Origin of the sequence: Variovorax sp. PBL-H6 (assembly GCF_901827155.1) — a bacterium.
In the GTDB taxonomy this organism is placed as follows: Bacteria; Pseudomonadota; Gammaproteobacteria; order Burkholderiales; family Burkholderiaceae_C; genus Variovorax.
Window position 1 is genome coordinate 2570199 of the sequence record NZ_LR594659.1, and the last position, 20935, is coordinate 2591133.

General features: G+C 68.1%; 16 protein-coding genes. 14 read left to right on the top strand and 2 right to left on the bottom strand.

Annotated features, from left to right (window positions below):
* Positions 1–9: 9 nt before the first annotated feature.
* The 6 genes from G3W89_RS12210 to G3W89_RS12235 all read left to right on the top strand — a co-directional run bounded on the left by G3W89_RS12210 (position 10) and on the right by G3W89_RS12235 (position 9001).
* Positions 10–1704, top strand: coding sequence for a hydantoinase B/oxoprolinase family protein (locus G3W89_RS12210; RefSeq protein ID WP_162574330.1), 1695 nt, complete (start codon positions 10–12; stop codon positions 1702–1704).
* Complete coding sequence (locus tag G3W89_RS12215) at positions 1701–3818, top strand: hydantoinase/oxoprolinase family protein (protein ID WP_197893548.1); 2118 nt, start codon at positions 1701–1703, stop codon at positions 3816–3818. The genes G3W89_RS12210 and G3W89_RS12215 overlap by 4 nt, the downstream gene beginning before the upstream one ends.
* An 11-nt stretch (positions 3819–3829) precedes the next feature.
* Positions 3830–5308, top strand: a complete 1479-nt coding sequence (locus G3W89_RS12220; protein WP_162577445.1) for an aldehyde dehydrogenase — start codon at positions 3830–3832, stop codon at positions 5306–5308.
* A 19-nt stretch (positions 5309–5327) separates the two neighbouring features.
* The gene (locus tag G3W89_RS12225) at positions 5328–6947 is read left to right on the top strand and encodes a thiamine pyrophosphate-binding protein (protein WP_162574331.1); all 1620 of its coding nucleotides are present in this window, start codon (positions 5328–5330) and stop codon (positions 6945–6947) included.
* 129 nt (positions 6948–7076) lie between these two features.
* The gene (locus tag G3W89_RS12230) at positions 7077–8054 is read left to right on the top strand and encodes a Bug family tripartite tricarboxylate transporter substrate binding protein (protein ID WP_162574332.1); all 978 of its coding nucleotides are present in this window, start codon (positions 7077–7079) and stop codon (positions 8052–8054) included.
* A gap of 32 nt (positions 8055–8086) precedes the next feature.
* On the top strand, positions 8087–9001 hold the full coding sequence (locus tag G3W89_RS12235; protein WP_162574333.1) for an aminotransferase class IV: 915 nt from the start codon (positions 8087–8089) through the stop codon (positions 8999–9001).
* Between the two features lie 28 nt (positions 9002–9029).
* On the opposite strand, the gene G3W89_RS12240 is transcribed toward G3W89_RS12235, so the two are convergent.
* Positions 9030–9947 carry a LysR family transcriptional regulator gene (locus tag G3W89_RS12240; protein WP_162577446.1) on the bottom strand — a complete coding sequence of 306 codons (918 nt, stop codon included), beginning with the start codon at positions 9945–9947 and terminating at the stop codon, positions 9030–9032.
* A 65-nt stretch (positions 9948–10012) separates the two neighbouring features.
* Positions 10013–11797, bottom strand: a complete 1785-nt coding sequence (locus G3W89_RS12245; protein ID WP_162574334.1) for an ABC transporter transmembrane domain-containing protein — start codon at positions 11795–11797, stop codon at positions 10013–10015.
* Between the two features lie 76 nt (positions 11798–11873).
* On the opposite strand from G3W89_RS12245, the gene G3W89_RS12250 reads away from it, so the two are divergent.
* From G3W89_RS12250 to G3W89_RS12285, 8 genes are all read left to right on the top strand, one after another.
* Positions 11874–12428, top strand: a complete 555-nt coding sequence (locus G3W89_RS12250; RefSeq protein WP_232076490.1) for a MarR family winged helix-turn-helix transcriptional regulator — start codon at positions 11874–11876, stop codon at positions 12426–12428.
* Positions 12409–13887 (top strand): efflux transporter outer membrane subunit, encoded by a 1479-nt coding sequence (locus tag G3W89_RS12255; protein WP_162574335.1) that lies wholly within the window; start codon positions 12409–12411, stop codon positions 13885–13887. The genes G3W89_RS12250 and G3W89_RS12255 overlap by 20 nt, the downstream gene beginning before the upstream one ends.
* Before the next feature lie 28 nt (positions 13888–13915).
* The gene (locus tag G3W89_RS12260; RefSeq protein WP_162574336.1) at positions 13916–15223 is read left to right on the top strand and encodes an HlyD family secretion protein; all 1308 of its coding nucleotides are present in this window, start codon (positions 13916–13918) and stop codon (positions 15221–15223) included.
* A gap of 13 nt (positions 15224–15236) precedes the next feature.
* The gene (locus tag G3W89_RS12265) at positions 15237–16808 is read left to right on the top strand and encodes a DHA2 family efflux MFS transporter permease subunit (protein WP_162574337.1); all 1572 of its coding nucleotides are present in this window, start codon (positions 15237–15239) and stop codon (positions 16806–16808) included.
* Between the two features lie 162 nt (positions 16809–16970).
* Entirely contained in the window at positions 16971–17741 is a 771-nt protein-coding gene (locus G3W89_RS12270; protein WP_162574338.1) for an ABC transporter ATP-binding protein, read from the top strand.
* Entirely contained in the window at positions 17742–18452 is a 711-nt protein-coding gene (locus G3W89_RS12275) for an ABC transporter ATP-binding protein (protein ID WP_162574339.1), read from the top strand. It abuts the gene before it with no gap.
* Between the two features lie 53 nt (positions 18453–18505).
* Complete coding sequence (locus tag G3W89_RS12280; RefSeq protein ID WP_162574340.1) at positions 18506–19699, top strand: ABC transporter substrate-binding protein; 1194 nt, start codon at positions 18506–18508, stop codon at positions 19697–19699.
* Positions 19700–19727: 28 nt separating this feature from the next.
* A complete protein-coding gene (locus tag G3W89_RS12285) occupies positions 19728–20915 on the top strand; it encodes an ABC transporter substrate-binding protein (protein WP_162574341.1) in 1188 nt (395 codons plus the stop codon).
* The last annotated feature ends 20 nt before the right edge of the window (positions 20916–20935 follow it).

A 20935-nucleotide genomic window follows, 5' to 3' on the forward strand; every position in this document is an offset into this window, starting at 1 on the left:
TCCAATCCGATGAGACAAGACATCAACACCGTGCAGCTCGGCATCGTCTGGCAGCGGCTGACGGGCCTGATGGACGAGATCGCGCAAACCTTCGTCCGCACCTCCTTCTCGGTGGTCGTGCGGGAGAACTGGGACCTTGCGATGTCGTTCATGGACGCCGACGGGCGCGTCTTCGCGCAGTCCTCGCGCTCGATTCCTTCCTTTCTAGGCACCATGCCGCGCACGCTCAAGGCCATCCTGGAGCGCCATCCGCGCGAGACGTTGGAGCCGGGCGATGTGCTGATCTCCAACGACCCCTGGATGGGCACCGGCCATCTCAACGACATCACGATGGTGCGGCCGATCTTCCGCGGCGGCACCCTGATCGCCTTCGTTGGCTCCACCTTCCACACGGTGGACATCGGCGGCGCGCCCAATCCGTTCGCCCGCGATTGCTATGAAGAAGGCCTGTGCATTCCCGCCCTCAAGATCATGCGGCGGGGCGAGGAAAACGCGGACGTGGTGGCCTTCATCACCGAGAACCTGCGCGAATCCACCGAGACGCTTGGCGACCTGCGCGCGCAATTCACAGCCTTCGAGCAGGCGCAGAAGCGGCTGATCAAGCTGCTGGACGACGAGCGCATCGACGACCTGCGCCAGATCACCGACCAGATCCTCGACCGCTCCGAGCAGAGCATGCGTGCCATGCTGGAGGCTGCGCCCGACGGCGAGTTCCACGACGAGGTGACCGCCGACGGCTACGACCTGCCGCTGTCCATCCGCTGCACCGTGCGCAAGAAGGGCTCGGACCTCACGGTGGACTATGCTGGCACCACGGGCCAGATCGACAAGCCGATCAACTCGGTGATGAACTTCACCTTTGCGTACAGCGCCTACGCGATCAAGTGCGCCTTCGATCCGGGCTCTCCCAACAACGACGGGTCGCTCAGGCCGCTGAGTATCCTCGCGCCCGAGGGCTGCCTGGTGAACCCGACGCGACCGGCACCGGTGTGGGGACGGCATCTCTCGGGCCACTACCTGCCCTTCGCCATCTTCGGTGCCCTGGCGCAGATGATCCCCGAGCGCGTGGCCGCCGACAGCGGCTCGCCCATCTGGAACATCTACTTCAAGGGCAACGACAAGGCACGCCGCAAGTTCGTCAAGATGTTCTTCATGAGCGGCGGCTACGGTGCGCGCGCCGCGTCCGACGGGCCGGCCTGCCTGAGCTTCCCGACCAACGTGGCCAACAGCCCCATCGAGCAGTTCGAGTCGCAGACGCCGCTGATCGTGACCGAGAAGCGCCTCATCACCGACTCGGGCGGCGCAGGCCGTTTCCGGGGTGGGCCGGGCCAGCGCCTGTCCTTCCGCTCCACCTCGGACGATCCGCTGACCTTCGTGATCCGGCACGAGCGCGTCAAGCATCCGCCCCGCGGCTTCCTCGGCGGCCTGCCGGGTTCGGCGGGCGTGGACATGCTCAATGGCGAGCGCATCGCCGCCAAGTCGGTCGTGGCCATGAAGAAGGGTGACGTCGCGACCTTCGAGACACCCGGCGGGGGCGGCATGTACCCGCCCGCCGAGCGACGGCTCGACGCAATCCGCAAGGACCTGGTCAACGGCATCGTGAGCCTGGCCGCGGCCGAGCGCGACTACGGCCTCCAGGCCGACCGGCTGAGCCTTGCGGCTGCCAGGAACGAAACAAAGGCATCGAAGGAACCGAACTCGTGAACGCAAAGGGACAAGACGCACGCCGCTATCGCATCGGCGTGGACATCGGCGGAACCTTCACCGACCTCGTGATGTTCGACACCGAGGCCCGCATGCTGGTCAACGAGAAAGTGCCGACCACGCCGGACGATCCTTCGCGCGGCGTGCTCAACGGCATCGGCCTGCTGCTGCAGAAGAGCGGCGTGCACGCGCGCGATGTCGATGCGGTGATCCACGGCACCACGCTGGTGGCCAACGCACTCATCGAGCGCAAGGGTGTGCGCACTGCGCTGGTCACCACCGACGGCTTTCGCGACGTGCTGCAGATCGGTCGCGAATGGCGCTACGACATCTACGACATCGGCCTGCAGCCGGTGGATTCGCTGATCGAACGTTCCGCGCGCTTCGAGGTGCGCGAACGCGTCGGCCCGGAAGGCGAGGCGATCACGCCGCTCGACGAGCGCCAGATGGAAGCCCTCGCGCAGCAGCTCGCCGCAGGCGACTACGAAGCAGTGGCGGTCTGCTTCCTGCATTCGTACCGCTTTCCGGCGCACGAGCAGCGCGCCAAGGCCATCCTCGAGAAGCACCTGCCGCACACCACGGTCTGCATCTCCAGCGAGGTGATGCCCGAACTCGGTGAATACGAGCGCAGCGCAACGGCGGTGTGCAACGCCTACGTGCAGCCGCTGTTCCGCAAGTACATCGCGGGCCTCATCGATGGCATGCGCGCCATGGGCATCGAGCGCGAACTCTTCCTTATGCAGTCCGACGGCGGGACCGTGCACTACAGCACCGCCATGCAGTACCCCATCCGTCTCGTGCAATCAGGGCCGGCGGGCGGCGTGCAGGCCACCGCGTTGATCGGCCGCCTGGCAGGCGCCGACAACGTGCTGTGCTTCGACATGGGCGGCACCACCGCCAAGGCCTGCCTGATCGAAGGCGGCGAGCCGGCCGTCACGACCGACTTCGAGGTGGCGCGCCAGGCGCGCTTCAAGAAGGGCAGCGGCATTCCGCTGAAGGTGCCGGCGGTCGACATGATCGAGGTCGGCTCCGGCGGCGGCAGCATCGCGCGCATCAACCAGATGGGCCTGATCCAGGTCGGCCCCGACAGCTCCAGCGCCGTGCCCGGTCCGGCCTGCTACGGCCTGGGCGGCAAGGACGGCACGGTGACCGATGCCGACCTGGTGCTCGGCTACCTCGACGCCAAGGCCTTCCTCGGCGGCGACATGGCGCTCGACGAGCCGGCCGCGCGCCAGGCACTGGCGGCGAACATCGGCCAACGCCTCGGCCTGGACGAGGTGGAAGCCGCCTTCGGCATTCACGAGACCGTCAACGAGACCATGGCCCAGGCCGCCAGCATCCATGCGCTCGAGAAGGGGCGCAAGGCGGCCGACTACGCGATGGTGCCGATCGGCGGCGCCGGGCCGGTGCATGCCTGCCACGTCGCCCTCAAGCTCGGCATCCGGCGCGTGGTGTGCCCGCTGGGCGCGGGCGTGGCCTCGGCCTTCGGCTTCCTGGCCTCGCCCATGTCCTTCCAGTTCGTGCGGGCGGAGATCACGCCGCTGGCACAGCTGGATGCCGGGCGCGTGCGGGCCCTGGTCGACGAACTCGAGGCCCAGGGCCGCGCGATGTTCGAGGCCTCCGGCATGGGCAGCGTGAAGGTGCTGGTCAAGGTGAATGCCGCCATGCGCTACGTGGGACAGGGCTTCGAGGTGCTGGTGCCGCTGGACGACCACCGGCTGGCGCGAGGCATGGACAGCCGGCTCGAACGCGCCTTCGAAGCCGCGTACCAGCAGCTGTACGGCCGCACCGAGCGCGGTGCGCCGGTGGAGATCGTCTCGTGGCGCGTGGTCGTGATGAGCGAGACCCCCGACATCACCCCCGCGGCCGTGGCCACGCTCGACGACCGGGGCAGCGCGCTGAAGGGCCGCCGGCCGGTCTACAGCGTGCTGAGCCGGCGCTTCGTCGACACGCCGGTGTACGACCGCTACCGGCTCGGCATCGACACCGACCTGCAGGGCCCCGCGATCGTGGAGGAGCGCGAGTCGACCGTGGTCGTGCCCGAGGGCGCGCGCGTGACGGTGGACCGCTATCGCAACCTGATCGTCGACCTGCCGCTGCAGGCCGGGCAATGAGGGCACCTGCGATGCAGCAATACCAGCTCTACATCGACGGCCATTGGCGCGACCCCGCGAGCGGCGCATGGTTCGACTCCGTCAATCCCTACACCGGCGAGGCCTGGTGCCGCATCCCGCGCGGCAACGCCGAAGACGTCGATGCCGCGGCGCGCGCGGCGCACCGCGCCATGTACGAAGGCGAATGGGCGCACATCAACGCCACCCAGCGCGGCCACCGCCTGCGCCGGCTCGGCGACCTGCTGGCCGCACGCGCCGAGCACCTGGCGCGCACCGAGGTGAAGGACAACGGCAAGCTGCTGGCCGAGATGCTCAACCAGTGCCGCTATCTCACCGAGTGGTTCCACTACTTCGGCGGACTGGCCGACAAGATAGAGGGGACGGTCCCGCCCATCGACAAGGCCGACGTCCTCAACTTCACGCGCCACGAGCCGATCGGCGTGACCGCCTGCATCACGCCGTGGAACTCGCCGCTGCTGCTGATGGCGTGGAAGGTCGCGCCGGCGCTCGCAGCCGGCAACGCGGTGGTGATCAAGCCCTCGGAATTCACCTCGGCCTCGACGCTCGAGTTCGCGCGGGTCTGCGAAGAGGCCGGGTTGCCGCCGGGCCTGGTCAACGTGGTCACCGGCTACGGCGCAGAAGCCGGCGAGCCGCTGGTCACCCATCCGCTGGTGCGCAAGATCGCGTTCACCGGTGGCGAGTCGGGCGGACGCCACGTCGCCGTCGCGGCCGCGCGCGACTTCAAGCACACCACGCTGGAGCTGGGCGGCAAATCGGCCAACATCGTGCTCGACGACGCGCGCATCGACGATGCGGTCTCGGGCGCGATCTCCGGCATCTTCGCGGCAACGGGCCAGACCTGCATCGCGGGGTCGCGACTGTTGCTGCACGAACGCATCCACGACCAGTTCCTCGACAAGCTGCTCGCGCTGGCCGGCCAGGCACGCTTCGGCGACCCGATGGATGCCGACACCCAGATCGGCCCCGTCACCACCGAGCCGCAGTTCCGCAAGGTGGTGGACTACCTGCGCATCGCCAAGGAGGAGGGCGCGCGTTGCGTGATGGGCGGCGAGGTGGCGGCCCAGCCGCCGGGTGCGCGCGGCTTCTTCGTGCAGCCGACCATCTTCACCGACGTGCGGCCCGACATGCGGATCGCGCAGGAAGAAGTCTTCGGTCCCGTGCTCTCGGTGATCCGCTTTTCGAGCGACGAGGAAGCGATCCGCATCGCCAATGGAACCAACTACGGCCTGGCGGCCGGCGTGTGGACCGAAAGCCTGCGCCGCGCCGTGAATTTCTCGAAGCAGCTCCAGGCCGGTACGGTGTGGGTCAACACCTATCGCTCGACCAGCTACACCACGCCGTTCGGCGGCGTGAAGGCCTCGGGCCTGGGCCGCGAGAACGGCATGGAATCGATCCGCGAGTACCTGCAGACCAAGAGCGTCTGGTTCTACACCGGCGCGCCGGTGGCCAACCCCTACATCCGCCGCTGAAGAGAGCGCCAGGACAAGCATGACGACGACAATGACAGTGGCCGAGGCCCTCGCGCAGGCGATGGAAGAAGCCGGCGTGCAACGGATCTACGGCGTGCCCGGCGGCGGCTCGTCGCTCGACGTGATCGAGGCGGCCGCGCGGCGCGGCATCGCCTTCACGCTGACCAAGACCGAGAACGCCGCCGTGATGATGGCGGGCGCCCTGGCCGAGAGCACGGGCCGCCTGGGCGTGGCGCTCATGACCAAGGGGCCCGGTGTAGCCAACGCAGCCAACGGCGTGGCTTACGCAAGCCTCGACCGCGCGCCGGTGATGGTGATCACCGACGGCTTCACGCCCGCGCAGCTCGGCTACATCACGCACCAGGTGTTCGACCAGCGTGCCATGCTCGCGCCGGTGGTCAAGGGCCACGGACGGCTCGACGGCGACGACGCGGGCGCGGAAATTCGCCGCCTGGTGACGCTTGCCTGCACCGCGCCTTGCGGTCCGGTGCACCTGGAGCTCACCAGCGCGGTCGCGCGCAAGCCTCTGGGCCGGACGTTGCCCGAGGCAGCGCGGACCCCGCCGGCCGTCGCCGACGCGATGCTGCTGAAACAGGCCGCGGCAATGATCGCGAAAGCCCGGCGCCCGGTGATCGTTGCCGGGCTCGAGGCGCGGCGCGCGGCCCCGCAGTTGCGCGCGCTGGCCGAGGGGCTGTGCTGCCCCGTGCTCTCCACCTACAAGGCCAAGGGCGTACTGTCCGATCGGCATGAACTGGTAACGGGCGTGTTCACCGGCGGCGCACAGGAGCAGGAATGCGTGCACCAGGCCGACCTGATCGTGCTGGTGGGGATGGACCCGGTGGAGCTGATCCTGCAGCCCTGGCCCTACGACATCCCGGTGCTCGACATCGGCGTGCACGGCTATTCCGTGCACTACGTGAAGCCGGCGCTTGGCGTCTACGGCAGCCTCGCGGCCAATCTCGAGGCGCTGGGCGGTCATGGCCTCGCGGCAAGCACCTGGGAGCCCGGCGAGATTGCGCGCCTGCGCAGCAACGTGCAGCGCGCCCTGGCCTACGGGCCGGTGTCGCAGGGCGTGGCGCCGGATCGTCTCGTCCAGCTCACCGCCGAGGCCTGCGCCGAAGCCGGCTTGCGCCCGCGCATGTCGGTGGATGCTGGCGCCCACATGTTCTCGGCGACTACCTTTTTCCCCTGCGAGGAACCGGGCGATTGCCTGATCTCCAATGGCCTGGCCTCCATGGCCTTCGGCGTGCCGGCCGCCATCGCTGCGGCCATCGAGGACCCGACGCGCCCGGTGGTCTGCTTCACGGGCGACGGCGGGCTGATGATGTGCATGGGCGAGCTGTGCACCGCGGTCGAGGCGGGCGCGCGCATCCTGGTCGTTGTCTTCAACGACGGCGCGCTGTCGCTGATCGACGTGAAGCAGCAGAGCCGGCAACTCCCCACACGCGGCGTGCGCTGGGGTCGACACGATTTCGCGCGAGTCATGGAAGGGGCAGGCGGCGCCGGCTGGCGCGTGCGCGACGAGGACGGGCTGCGCACCGCATTGCAGGCCGCACTGGCTGGCCAGGGGCCTGCGTTGATCGATGTCGAGGTCGAAGCGGCCGGCTATGCGCAGCAGCTCAAGGCCATGCGAGGCTGACGCGATGATCACCATCGGCCCGCGTGCCGCCACCGCCCCCGATGCCGCCCACCTCGCGGTCTCGCCGACCTGGCTCTCCGAAACCGTGCAGGCCGCTGGCCTGCTTCGCATTTGAACCGGAGGATCCCGATGATGATGTCTCGCCGCCAGATGATGGCGCTCTCCGCTGCCGGACTCGCCGGGCTGCCGCACACCGGCAGCTGGGCTGCCGAGGCTTTTCCGTCCAGCTTGAAGACGGTCACGATCCTGGTCGGCTTCGCGCCGGGCGGCGGTGGCGACACCTGGGCCCGGTGGATGGCCGAGTTCCTGCGCGCACGCTGGAAGACGACCGTGGTGGTGGAAAACAAGCCCGGCGCCGGCGGCACCATCGTGGCCGGCCAACTCGCGCGGACGCGTCCCGACGGCTACACGGTTGCACTGGCCACCTCCAGCCCGTTCACGGTGGCGCCGTACCTGCAGAAATTGCCCTACGACCCGGTCGCGGACTTCCGCTATCTCTTCCAGTTCCTGGTCAGCGCGCAACCCCTGTTCGTCAAGGCCGATGCGCAGTGGAGGAGCATCCAGGAGCTGATCGCCTGGGGCAAGGCCAACCCCGGCAAGCTGTTCTGGTCAACGGCCGCCACCAACGGGGCGACGCACATCTCGACTGCCGCCGCATTCCAGGCGGCAGGCATCGAGGCGACCTACGTGCCCTACAAGGGAGGCGCCGAGGCGATCTCGGCACTGCTGGGCGGCCAGATCCAGGCCCTGGTCGCGGCGGAGTTCCCGCCCTTCGCCTCCAGCGGGCGCGTGCGGCTGCTCGCGGAAAGCGGGCCCGACAAGGTTCCCGGCTACCCCGATGTGCCGACCTACAAGGAGCTGAACTTCCCGGTCTCGGTGCCGATCTTCTACGGCATCGCCGGCCCCGCGGGCATGCCCGAGGATGCGGTGAAGGCCTGGGAAGCCGCCGGGCGAGACATGGTGGGCGAGCCGGGCTTCCGGGAGATGCTGGGCAAGCTCTCCGGCACCGGTGCCTACATGGATGCCACCGCCTTCGGGCGCACCATCGCCGACGTGAACCGGAAGATGGCCAAGCTGGTGCCCGAGCTCAAGCTCGGCAACAACTGATTCAACATTGAACGAGCAAGAAAAGGTCAAGCATGTGGACGCCTGAATGGGTCTTGTCGGACGGGGAGATCATCCGCCATGCGGATGCGAGGATCCATCCTCTGTCGCTCGCCGTTACCTACGCCACCACCGTCTTCGAAGGGCTGCGCGCCTATCGCCGGCCCGAGGATGGCAGCTACAGCTTCTTCCGCCTGCGCGAGCACATCGAGCGTCTGCAGGTGGGCATGAAGGTGATGCGCTTCGACCGCCGCATCGAGGTCGACGAGATGCAGGAAGCGCTCTCGCGCCTCGTGCGCGCGAACTCGCCCGACACCGACGTGTACATCCGGCTGCTCGTCTTCATCTCGGGCATCGGCCTGATGGCGACCCGGGGGCCGGTGAGCTACTTCGCGGTGGCCCAGCCGCGCGACAAGCCCAAGTTCGCGGAGACCGGCATGCAGCTCGGCGTGAGCTCATGGAGCCGGCTCTCCGACAACGCGAGCCCGCCGCGCATCAAGGCCACGGCCAACTATCACAACGCCCGCCTGACGCAGCTGCAGGCGCAGGCGGACGGCTATGACGGGGCGATCATGCTCACGTCGCAGGGCAAGGTCTCCGAAGCCCCGATCGCCTGCTTCTTCATGGTGCGCGACGGCGAGCTGATCACGCCCAACCTGGGCAGCAGCATCCTGGAGAGCGTCACGCGCGATTCGATCATCCGCCTGTACGAGCGCCGCTTCGGCCGGCCCGTCATTCAGCGCGAAGTCGATCGCAGCGAGCTCTACTTTGCGCAGGAGGCGTTCATCTGCGGCACCGGGCAGGAGATCATCCCCGTCACCAGCATCGACCGGTTGCCGGTCGGCGACGGCAAGCCCGGCGAGATCACGCGGCGCGTGCAGGCGATGTACTTCGAATGCGTCCGGCGGATGGTGCCGGACGAGTGGGGCTGGCACACGCCCCTGCTGTGATCCTTCCGCAGCGCTGCGGCGCCCGTGGCTAGCCGCCGGGCTCGTCGCCGGTGAGCGCCCGCACCTGGCGGCGCAGGTGCTCGATCAGCAACTCGCTCGACTGGGGCAGGGTGTGCGAGCGCAGCCGCACGAGGCTGATGTCGCGCCGCGCCCAGGACTCGTCGAGCGACATCACGCGCAGCCGCTTGAGCCCGTACTGCTGCGCGCAGATGAGCGGCACCACCGCAACGCCGGCTCCGGCCTCGACCATGCGGCAGACCGCGTCGAAGTTGCCGACCTGGATGCGCAGGTTGATCCGCTTGCCGAGCTGCCGTGCGATGCCGTCGACGAAGTTGTGAATCGAGTTGTTCTGGTTGAGCCCGACAAAGGGCGTGTGATCCAGCAGCTCGGCCAGGCGGACCGGCCCTTCCTTGCGCGGCCCGAGCAGCGGAGACGCGATCAGCACCAGCTCGTCGCGGTAGAGCGGCAGCACGTCCAGGTCCTCCGGGATCACGCTTCCCGCCACGATCGCGATGTCTGCCGCGCCCTTGGCGACGGCCACCGCGGCTGCGCGCGAGCTGCTTTCCTCCAGCTCGATGTCGATGTCGGGATGCTCTGCGAGGAAGGCCGACAGCGCACCGGGCAGCAAGGTGCTGGCGACCGTGCTGTTGGCGAGCAGGCGCACGCGCCCCTTCACGCCGCTTGCGAACGGCTGCATTGCCGAGTGCATGCATTCGAGTTGGTTGAACACCAGGCGGATGTGCTCCAACATGCGCTCGCCGGCCGGCGTGAGCTGCACGCCCTTGGCCTGGCGCAGCAGCAGCGGCGTGTGGAAGTTTTCCTCCAGCTGCTTGATCCGCATGCTGGCCGCGGGCGGAGACAGGAAGGCCCGTTCTGCGGCGCGGGTCAGGTTGCACGTCTCGCCTACGTGAAGGAACAAGCGCAGGTCGGTCAGGTCGTAGTGCATGCGAAAGTCATTGTGATCCATCTGACATGCCGCCGCAGGTTGCGTGCCTGCCCCGTTGCTGCGGACTACGTGCTGAACTGGAGCGCGGCCAGCCGCGCGTAGACCCCGTTCTGCGCCACCAGCGCAGCGTGCGTGCCTTGCTCCACGATGCCCCCGTGGTCGAGCACGATGATGCGGTTCGCTTTCTGCACCGTGGCAAGCCGATGCGCGATGACCAGCGTGGTTCGCCCGGTCATCGCCGATTCAAGCGCTGCTTGCACCATGCGCTCGCTCTCGGCGTCGAGCGCGCTGGTCGCCTCGTCGAGCAGCAGCAGCGGCGGGTTCTTCAGCATGGCCCGCGCGATCGCGATGCGTTGCCGCTGGCCGCCCGACAGGCGCACGCCGCGCTCGCCGAGAAAGGTGTCGTAGCCTTCCGGCAGGGCTCGCAGGAAGTCGTCGGCGAAGGCGGCGCGCGCCGCGGCATGCACCTCCTCGGCGCTGGCTTCGGGCCGGCCGTAGCGGATGTTCTCGAAGGCGCTGGCGGAGAAGATCACCGCGTCCTGCGGCACCAGCCCGATGCGCGTGCGCAGGGCGTCGAGCGCCATGTCGGCGAGCGGCGCCCCGTCGAGCAGGATGCGGCCCGATTGCGGGTCGTAGTAGCGCAGCAGCAGTTGGAACACCGTGCTCTTGCCCGCGCCGCTCGATCCCACCAGCGCCACCGTCTCGCCGGGCGCGATGTCCAGGCTGAAGTCCCGCAACGCCGGCGTGCCGGGCCGCGACGGGTAATGGAAGGTCACCTGCTCCAGGCGCACTGCACTCCCGGCCACCGGGACCGTTGCCTGCGTCGGTCGGGCCGGCGACACGATCGCCGGCTTCGCGTGCAGCAGTTCCATGAGCCGCTCGGTGGCGCCGGCCGCGCGCAGCAGGTCGCCATAGACCTCGCCCAGCACCGCCGCGGCGCTTGCCAGGATGATCACGTAGACCACGGTCTGCCCCAGATGCCCGGCAGTGATGTCGCCCCGCAGCACCGCTTGGGTGCCCTGGTACAGCCCCCACAGCAGGGCCGCCGAGGTGGCGATGATGATGAACGCCACCAGGACCGAGCGGGCCTTGGTGCGGCGCACGGCGGTGCGGAAGGCGCTGTCGGTCGAGGCGTCGAAACGCGCCGCTTCGCGCGACTCGGCCGTGTAGCTCTGCACCACGGGAATGGCGTTCAGCACCTCGGCCGCGATGGCGCTCGAATCGGCCACCCGGTCCTGGCTGGCGCGCGAGAGCCGGCGCACCCGGCGGCCGAACCACATGCTGGGCAGCACCACCAGCACCAGGATGCCGAGCACCTGCACCATCACATACGGGTTGGTCCAGACCAGCATCGCCAGCGCGCCGGCGCCCATCACCGCATTGCGCAGTCCCATGCTGAGCGAGGAGCCCACCACGGTCTGGACCAGCGTCGTGTCGGCCGTCAGGCGCGACAGCACCTCGCCCGTCTGCGTGGTCTCGAAGAAGGCGGGGCTCTGGCGCAGCACGTGGGCATAGACGGCATTGCGCAGGTCGGCCGTCACGCGCTCGCCGAGCCAACTCACCGTGTAGAACCGCGCCGCAGAAAAGACCCCGAGCGCCACCGCGACGCCGAAGAGGGCGAGGAAATGATCGCGCAGTGCCATCGTCTGCGCGCCTCGGTCGGCCCCGGCCAAGCCACCGTCGATCAAGCCGCGCAGCGCAACCGGAAACACGAGCGTGGTAATCGCTGCCAGCACGAGGAATGCCGCGGCCAGGGCAATCTGGACCCGGTAAGGCCGCAGGAAAGGTGACAGGCCGGAAAGTGATTTGGGCGCGCCCTTGGCGGCTGTCGACGAGCTAGGGGAAACCATGGGCCGCATTCTAACGAACGCTTGCCCTTTCAAAGGTCGCCTTGACAATTACTGTCACGACAACTATATTCGCGCCATGCCTGCTTCCCCCGATCCCGCCCGCGCCGCTGCTGCGCCGCCTCCTGGTCCCGACGGCGAGACCATCGGGTTCTACAAGCCCGATTCCTACAACGCCGAGGAGAGTGTCGGCCACATGATGCGACGCATCACCACCATGCTGGCGCAGGCGGTGGCCAGCCAGATGTCGGAGCCGGGCGGCCCGACCTTCCCTCAATGGGCGCCCCTGTTCAAGCTGCACATGGGTCACGCAACCACCGTCGCCGAACTCGCGCGCGAGTGCCAGCTCGACACCGGCGCCATGACCCGCCTGCTCGACCGCCTGGAAGCCAAGGGCCTGTGCCGGCGCGTGCGCTCGGTCTCCGACCGCCGCGTGGTCAACATCGAGCTCACGGATGAGGGGCGCGAAGCCGCTCGCCAAGTGCCCCATGTGCTGTGCAGCGTGCAGAACGAACTCCTCACCGGCTTCAGCCCCGAGGAATGGATGCAGCTCAAGCACTATCTGCGCCGCCTCCTGGACAACGCCCAGGCCATCGCGGCCCGTGGAGAAAAGAATGACCCCGCTTCTTCCTGAAACCGCCCGGCGACCCGTGGCGGCCCTGGCCGCTGCTGCAGCACTGTTCCTGGCCGGCTGCGCCGACATGGGCCACATCGATCCGCACGCGAGCCTGCGCGACGCCGCTTCGGTCGGCATCGCACCCGAAGCCGCCGCCATGGCAACACCCACTGTCGACAGCCAATGGTGGCTCGGCTTCGGCGATGCCCAGCTCAACACCTTGGTGGACCAGGCGCTGCGAGGCAACCCCAACCTGCGAGTGGCGCGAGCCCGTCTCGAGCGCGCACAGGCTGCCATCGGCGCAGCCGAGGCCGGTCGACTGCCGAAAGTCGACGGGCAGCTCGACCTCAACAAGCAGCAGTTCAGCAGCAACTACATCTACCCCGCGCCTCTGGGCGGCTCGCGGCAGGAGCTCGGCACGTTCCAGCTCAACGCGAGCTGGGAGCTCGATTTCTTCGGCCGCAACCGCACCGCCATCGAGACTGCCGTCGGCAGCACCAATGCCGCCGCCGCCGATGCCGACGCGGCACGGGTCCTCCTGGCGAGCAACGTGGCGCGTGCCTACGTCCAATGGGCCCGCTTCAATGACCAGCTGGCGGTGGCCCAGCGCACGCTCTCGCAGCGCGAGGAGACGCTCAAGCTGGTGCGCGACCGCGTCTCGGCCGGCCTGGATACGCGCCTCGAGCAGTTCCAGAGCGAAGGCGGCCTGCCGCAGGGGCGCCAGCAGATCGAAGCGTTGAACGAGCAGATCGCCTTGGCACGCAATGCGCTGGACGCGCTGGTGGGGCAACCCGGCGCCACCCGGACACTCGCGGCACCGAAGCTCGACAGCCTCCGTCCGATCGCACTGCAGCCGACGATCCCCGCCGACCTGCTGGGCCGCCGCGCCGACATCGCTGCCGCGCGCTGGCGCGTCGAGGCGGCGACCAGCGATGTCGCCAATGCGAAGACACAGTTCTATCCCAACGTCAACCTGGTGGCCTTCGCCGGTTTCTCGGCGCTCGGCTTCGGGCAGCTCTTCAAGTCGGGCAGCGAGCAGTGGAGCGTGGGCCCGGCAGTACGGCTGCCGATCTTCGAGGGCGGCCGCCTTCGCTCCAACCTGCGCGGCAAGACGGCCGACCTCGATGCCGCGATCGAGAGCTACAACGCGGCCGTGCTCGACGCCGTGCGCGAGGTCGCCGACCAGGTCGCGAGCGCCCAGGCGGTGGCGCGCCAGCAGGCCGAGCAGGCCGCCTCGCAGCGCGCCGCCGAGTCTGCCTACGACATCGCCGTGCAGCGCTATGGCGCGGGCCTGGGCAACTATCTCAACGTGCTGACGGCCGAGACCACGGTGCTCGCCGAGCGCCGGCAGGCCGTCGACCTCTCCGCGCGCGCCCTCGAGACCCAGGTCGGGCTCGCGCGCGCGCTGGGCGGCGGCTGGCAGCCACCGGCGCAGGCCACCGCCGCTGCCGGCCGGCAGGCGACCCGCCACCCCTGAACACATTGCGCGAATCCGAAAGACATCCATGGACAGCAACAACACACCTGATGCGAACGTTCCGGCCGAGGCGCCGGCCTCCAACGGCAAGCGACGCCGCGCCCTGACCGCGCTGGCAGCCGCCGTGCTCGTGGCGGGCGCCGGCTGGGGCGCCTACGAATGGCTGGTCGCCAGCCACTACGAGTCGACCGACAACGCCTACGTGCAGGGGAACGTGATCCAGATCACGCCGCAGATCGGCGGCACCGTCATGGCCATCATGGCCGACGACACCGATCTGGTGAAGACCGGCCAGCCGCTGGTGCAGCTCGACCCGGCCGATGCCAGGGTCGCCCTCGAGCAGGCCGAGGCCGCGCTCGGGCAAGCGGTACGCCAGGTCCGCACGCTCTACGCCAACAACGGTTCGCTGGCAGCGCAGGTCTCGCTGCGCCAGGCTGACATCGTCAAGGCGCAGAGCGACATCGCTCGCGCGCAGGACGACCTGAAGCGCCGCCAGGCGCTCTCGGGCAACGGCGCGGTGTCGAAGGAAGAACTCAACCACGCCGAGACCACGCTCGCCAACGCGAAAAGCGCGCTGGCCGCAGCACAGGCCGGCGTGATCGCGGCCCGCGAGCAGTTGGCCAGCAACCAGTCGCTGACCGAAGGCACCAGCGTCGAGCAGCACCCCAGCGTGCTGGCCGCGGCCGCCAAGGTGCGCGAGGCCTATCTCGCGACCCAGCGCGTCGCGCTGCCTGCGCCGGTGGAAGGCTACGTCGCCAGGCGCACCGTGCAGCTCGGCCAGCGCGTCGCGGCCGGTACGCCCATGATGTCCATCGTGCCGCTCAACCAACTGTGGGTCGATGCCAACTTCAAGGAAGTCCAGCTTCGCAACATCCGCATCGACCAGCCCGTGAAGCTCATCGCCGACGTGTACGGCAAGAAGGTCGAGTACACCGGCCATGTCGCCGGGCTCGGCGTGGGCACCGGTGCCGCCTTTGCGCTGCTGCCGGCGCAGAACGCCACCGGCAACTGGATCAAGGTCGTGCAGCGCGTGCCGGTGCGCATCGCGCTCGACGCCGAGCAGCTCAAGGCCAACCCGCTGCGCGTGGGCCTGTCGATGGATGTCGAGGTCGACGTGCGGCAAAGGGACGGCAAGATGCTGGCCGACGCGCCGCGCGCTGCCGCCGTGGCCCAGACGCAGGTCTACAGCCAGCTCGACGAGGGCGCCGATGCCGAGGTGCAGCGCGTCATCGCGGCCAACCTGGGCCGGGGCGCGGCGGTCGCGAACACGGGCGCCAAGCCGTCCGTCGCTGGGGTACCGGCCGCCGGCCCGCGCTCGCACGTCAACCCGATCTGAAGCGGGGCACGAGATGGCGACTGCCGCAACGCCCGCCGCACCTGCCGCCGTTCATGCGCCGCTCGAGGGCTCGGCCCGCGTGTGGGGCACGATCGCGCTTTCTGCCGCGACCTTCATGAACGTGCTCGACACCTCGATCGCGAACGTATCGCTGCCGGCCATCTCGGGCGACCTGGGCGTGAGCTCCACGCAGGGCACCTGGGTCATCACCAGTTTTGCGGTCGCCAACGCGATCGCCGTGCCGCTCACCGGCTGGCTGACCCAGCGCTTCGGCCAGGTGCGCCTGTTCATGACCAGCGTGCTGCTGTTCATCATCAGCTCCTGGATGTGCGGGCTGGCGCCCAACATGACCATGCTGATCGCCTTCCGCGCGCTGCAGGGCTTCGTGGCCGGGCCGATGATCCCGCTGTCGCAGACGCTGCTGCTGTCGAGCTACCCGAAAGCCAAGGCTGGGCTGGCAATGGCCATGTGGTCGATCACCACGCTGGTCGCGCCGGTCATGGGGCCGCTGCTGGGCGGCTGGATCACCGACAACATTTCCTGGCCGTGGATCTTCTACATCAACATCCCCGTGGGCCTGCTTGCCGCCAGCATCACCTGGGGCATCTACCACAAGCGCGAGAGCACGACGCGCAGGGTGCCGATCGACGGCATCGGCCTGGCGCTGCTGGTGCTGTGGGTGGGCTCGATGCAACTCATGCTCGACAAGGGCAAGGAGCTCGACTGGTTCCATTCGCCCGAGGTCGTCGCCATGGCTGTGGTGGCGGTGGTCGGCTTTGCCTTCTTCCTCGCGTGGGAGCTGACGGACAAGCACCCGGTGGTCGACCTGTCGCTCTTCAAGCGGCGCAACTTCTGGTCCGGCGCGCTCGCCACCGCCGTGGCGTACGGCCTGTTCTTCGGCAACGTGGTGATCCTGCCGTTGTGGCTGCAGCAGTTCATGGGCTACACCGCCACGCAGGCCGGCATGATCATGGCGCCGGTGGGGCTGCTGGCGATCGTGTTCTCGCCGATCGTCGGTCTCACGGTGGGCAAGATCGACCCACGCCGCTACGCGACCTTCTCCTTCCTGGTGTTCGCGCTGGTGCTGTGGATGCGCTCGAACTTCAACACCCAGGCCGACTTCTGGACCATCATGATCCCGACGGTGATCCAGGGGGTCGCGATGGCCTTCTTCTTCATCCCGCTGGTGACGATCACGCTTTCGGGCCTGTCGCCTGATCGCATCGCGGCGGCCTCGGGCTTGTCGAACTTCGCGCGCATCACCGCGGGCGCCATGGGCACCTCGATCGCGACCACCTTGTGGGAGAACCGCGCTGCGCTGCACCATGCGCAGCTCGTCGAGTCGGTCAACCAGGGCAGTGCCGCTGCCAACAGCGCCATGGCAGGCCTGAGTGCCAGCGGTTTCTCCGCCGAGCAGGTGCTGGGCCAGCTCAACCGCATGGTGGACCAGCAGTCCTTCATGCTGGCGGCCAACGACGTGTTCTTCGCATCGGCGGTGCTGTTCCTGCTCCTCGTTCCCTTCGTGTGGCTGGCGAAGCCCACGCGCGGCAGCGGCGCGTCCGACGCCGCGGCAGGCGCGCACTGATCGTTATCGTCGCGAGTCGTTCCCGCAGCGCAGCATAGGCATTTGCCCCAGTAGGCAAGTCCTGCTGCGGCTGCAAACAATGCGTTCCGCGCAGCCATGGTGGCGCGCTCAAATGGACCGCATGACCGATCTTTCCTGCCAGCACCCGGGCGACCGAGCGAGATGAGCGACATCATTCTCGAGACACGCCAGCTCACCAAGGAATTCAAGGGCTTCACCGCCGTCAGCAAAGTCGATCTGAAGGTGGTGCGCGGCTCCATCCACGCCTTGATCGGCCCCAACGGCGCCGGCAAGACGACCTGCTTCAACCTGCTCACCAAGTTCCTCGAGCCCACCTCGGGAACCATCCTCTTCAACGGCCAGGACATCACGGGCGAGCGCCCCGCGCAAATCGCTCGGCGCGGCATCATCCGCTCCTTCCAGATCTCGGCCGTGTTCCCGCACCTCACCCTGCTCGAGAACGTGCGCCTGGGCCTGCAGCGCGCGCTCGGCACCTCCTACCATTTCTGGAAGAGCGAGAAGACGCTCGAGCCGCTCGATGTCCGTGCCCGCGCGCTGCTCGCCGAAGTCGGGCTCGAGGAACTGGCCGACGAAGAAACGGTGAACCTGCCCTATGGCCGCAAGCGCGCGCTCGAGATCGCGACGACGCTCGCGATGGAGCCCGAGCTGATGCTCCTCGACGAGCCCACGCAAGGCATGGGCCACGAGGACGTGCACCGCGTGGCCGAGCTGATCAAGCGCGTCTCGGCCGGACGCACCATCCTGATGGTGGAACACAACATGAGCGTGGTCTCGACCATCGCCGACACCATCACGGTGCTGCAGCGCGGCGCGGTTCTGGCCGAGGGGCCATACGCCGAAGTCTCGAGAAACCCGCAGGTGATGGAGGCCTACATGGGCACCACCGACGGCCAGCTGCAGGGAGCCCACTGAATGAGCGTTCCTGCACTCGAGATCAGGAACCTGCAGGCCTGGTACGGCGAATCCCACGTGCTGCACGGCGTCGACATGGTGGTGCAGCCGGGCGAGGTCGTCACGCTGCTCGGCCGCAACGGGGCAGGGCGCACCACCACCATGCGCGCCATCCTGGGCCTGACGGGTGCACGCAAGGGCAGCATCAAGGTGAACGGCGCCGAGACCATCGGCATGCCCACGCACCGCATCGCGCACCACGGCATCGGCTACTGCCCGGAGGAGCGCGGCATCTTCGCCAGCCTGTCGGCCGAAGAAAACCTCCTGCTGCCGCCTGCGCTCAAGGGCGCGGACAAGGGCATGTCGGTGGAGGAGATCTACGCCATGTTCCCCAACCTGGCCGAGCGCCGCCACAGCCAGGGCACGCGCCTTTCCGGCGGCGAGCAGCAGATGCTGGCGGTCGCGCGCATCCTGCGCACCGGCGCGAGGCTGCTCCTGCTCGACGAGATCTCGGAGGGACTGGCCCCGGTGATCGTGCAGGCCCTGGCCCGCATGATCCACACCTTGCGCGGCAAGGGCTACACGGTCGTCATGGTGGAGCAGAACTTCCGCTTTGCCGCACCGCTGGCCGACCGCTTCTACGTGATGGAGCACGGCCGCATCGTCGAAAAATTCGGCGCAGCCGAGCTCGACGCCAAGATGCCGGTGCTGCACGAGTTGCTCGGCGTCTGAGCCCCGTCTGGGCTTGTGTCCGAACCCATTTGTTTTTTCTTGAAGGAGACACCATGAAGACTGCATTCACCGCGATCGCGCTGGCCGTCGGCGCCCTGGTCCTGGCTTCCGGCGCGCAGGCGCAGGAGAAGGTCAAGATCGGCTTCGTCACCGACATGTCCAGCCTGTACTCCGACCTGGAGGGCAAGGGCGGCGCCACCGCCATCGAGATGGCCATTGCCGACTTCGGCGGCAAGGCGCTCGGCCAGCCCATCGAGCTGCTCACGGCCGACCACCAGAACAAGGCCGACATCGCGGCTTCCAAGGCGCGCGAGTGGATCGATACCGCCGGGGTCACCATGATCTTCGGCGGCACCAACTCCGGCACCGCGCTGGCCACGGCCAAGGTGGCGCAGGAGAAGAAGCGCGTCTACTTCAACAACGGCGCCGCGAGCTCGGCGCTCACCAACGAGCAGTGCAGCCCCTACACCGTGCACTACGCCTACGACACCGTCGCGCTCGCGAAGGGCACCGGCGCCACGGTGGTCGAGCAGGGCGGCAAGAGCTGGTTCTTCCTGACTGCCGACTACGCCTTCGGCCATGCGCTGGAAGCCGACACCAGCCGCATCGTGAAGGAGAAGGGCGGAACGGTGGTCGGCGCGGTGCGCCATCCGCTCAATGCGTCGGACTTCTCGTCCTTCCTGCTGCAGGCGCAGAACTCCAAGGCGCAGATCCTCGGCCTCGCGAATGCGGGCGGCGACACCATCAACTCGATCAAGGCGGCCCGGGAATTCGGCATCGGCAAGACGATGAAGGTGGCGGGCCTGCTGGTCTTCCTGAGCGACATCCACAGCCTGGGCCTGAAGAACACCGAGGGCCTGTTGCACACCACCAGCTGGTACTGGGACTTGAATGACGATACGCGCAAGTGGGCTGCCCGCTACTTCGAGAAGAACAAGCGCATGCCCACCGATATCCAGGCAGCCGACTACTCGGCCACCACGACCTACCTGAAGGCGGTCGAGGCCGCCAAGACCACCGATTCCGACAAGGTGATGGAGCAGCTCAAGAAGATGCCGATCAGCGACTTCTTCGGCAAGGGCCAGATCCGCGCTGACGGCCGCTATGTGCACGACATGTACCTGGTGCAGGTCAAGGCGCCGTCCGAATCGAAGAAGGAGTGGGACTACCTGAAGGTCGTCAAGACGCTGCCCGGCGACCAGGTCTTCACGACCAAGGCCGAGTCGAAATGCGCGCTCTGGAAGTGAGCCGGATCCGTTTGCTAGGAAAGAACACATGAAGAACAAATTCGCACTGTCGGGCGTCGTCCTCGGCCTCGCCATGGCCGCGGGCGCTGCCCAGGCCCAGGTCAAGATCGGCTTCATCACCGACATGTCCAGCCTCTACGCCGATGTCGAGGGACGCAACGGCGCCACCGCGATCCAGATGGCCATCGACGACTTCGGCGGCAAGGTCAACGGCCAGCCCATCGAACTGCTCACGGCCGACCACCAGAACAAGGCCGACATTGCCGCCTCCAAGGCGCGCGAATGGATCGACACCGCAGGTCTCACGATGCTCTTCGGCGGCACCAATTCCGGCACTGGCCTCGCGATGGCGAAGGTGGCGCAGGAGAAGAAACGCGTCTTCGTCGTCAACGGCGCCGGCTCCTCTGCGCTCACCAACGAGCAGTGCAGCCCGTACACCGTGCACTATGCGTACGACACCGTGGCGCTCGCCAAGGGCACGGGCGGCGCGGTGGTGGGGCAGGGCGGCAAGAGCTGGTTCTTCCTGACCGCCGACTACGCCTTCGGCGCGGCGCTCGAGGCCGACACTGCCAAGGTGGTCAAGGAGAAGGGCGGCACGGTGGTCGGCAGCGTCAAGCATCCGCTCAATGCCTCCGACTTCTCGTCCTTCCTGCTGCAGGCGCAGAGCTCCAAGGCGCAGATCCTGGGCCTCGCGAACGCGGGCGGCGACACCATCAACGCCATCAAGGCGGCCAAGGAATTCGGCATCACCAAGTCGATGAAGATGGCGGGCCTGCTGGTCTTCATCACCGACATCCACAGCCTCGGCCTGAAGAACACCGAGGGCCTGCTGCTCACGACCAGCTGGGACTGGAACATCGACGACAAGACCCGCGCCTTCGGCAAGAAGTTCTTCGACAAGACCAAGCGCATGCCGACCGACATCCAGGCCGCCGACTATTCGGCCACCATGACGTACCTGAAGGCGGTGCAGGCCGCCGGCACGACCGATGCCGACAAGGTCATGGAGCAGCTCAAGAAGACGCCCGTCGACGACTTCTACGCCAAGGGCCGCATCCGCGAGGACGGGCGCTTCGTGCACGACATGTACCTGGTGCAGGTCAAGAGCCCGGCCGAGTCGAAGCAGCCGTGGGACTACTACAAGGTCGTGAGCAAGCTGCCCGGCGACCAGGTCTTCACCACGAAGGCCGAGAGCAAGTGCGCCCTCTGGAAGTAGTGCTCGCGCCCCAGGCCGCC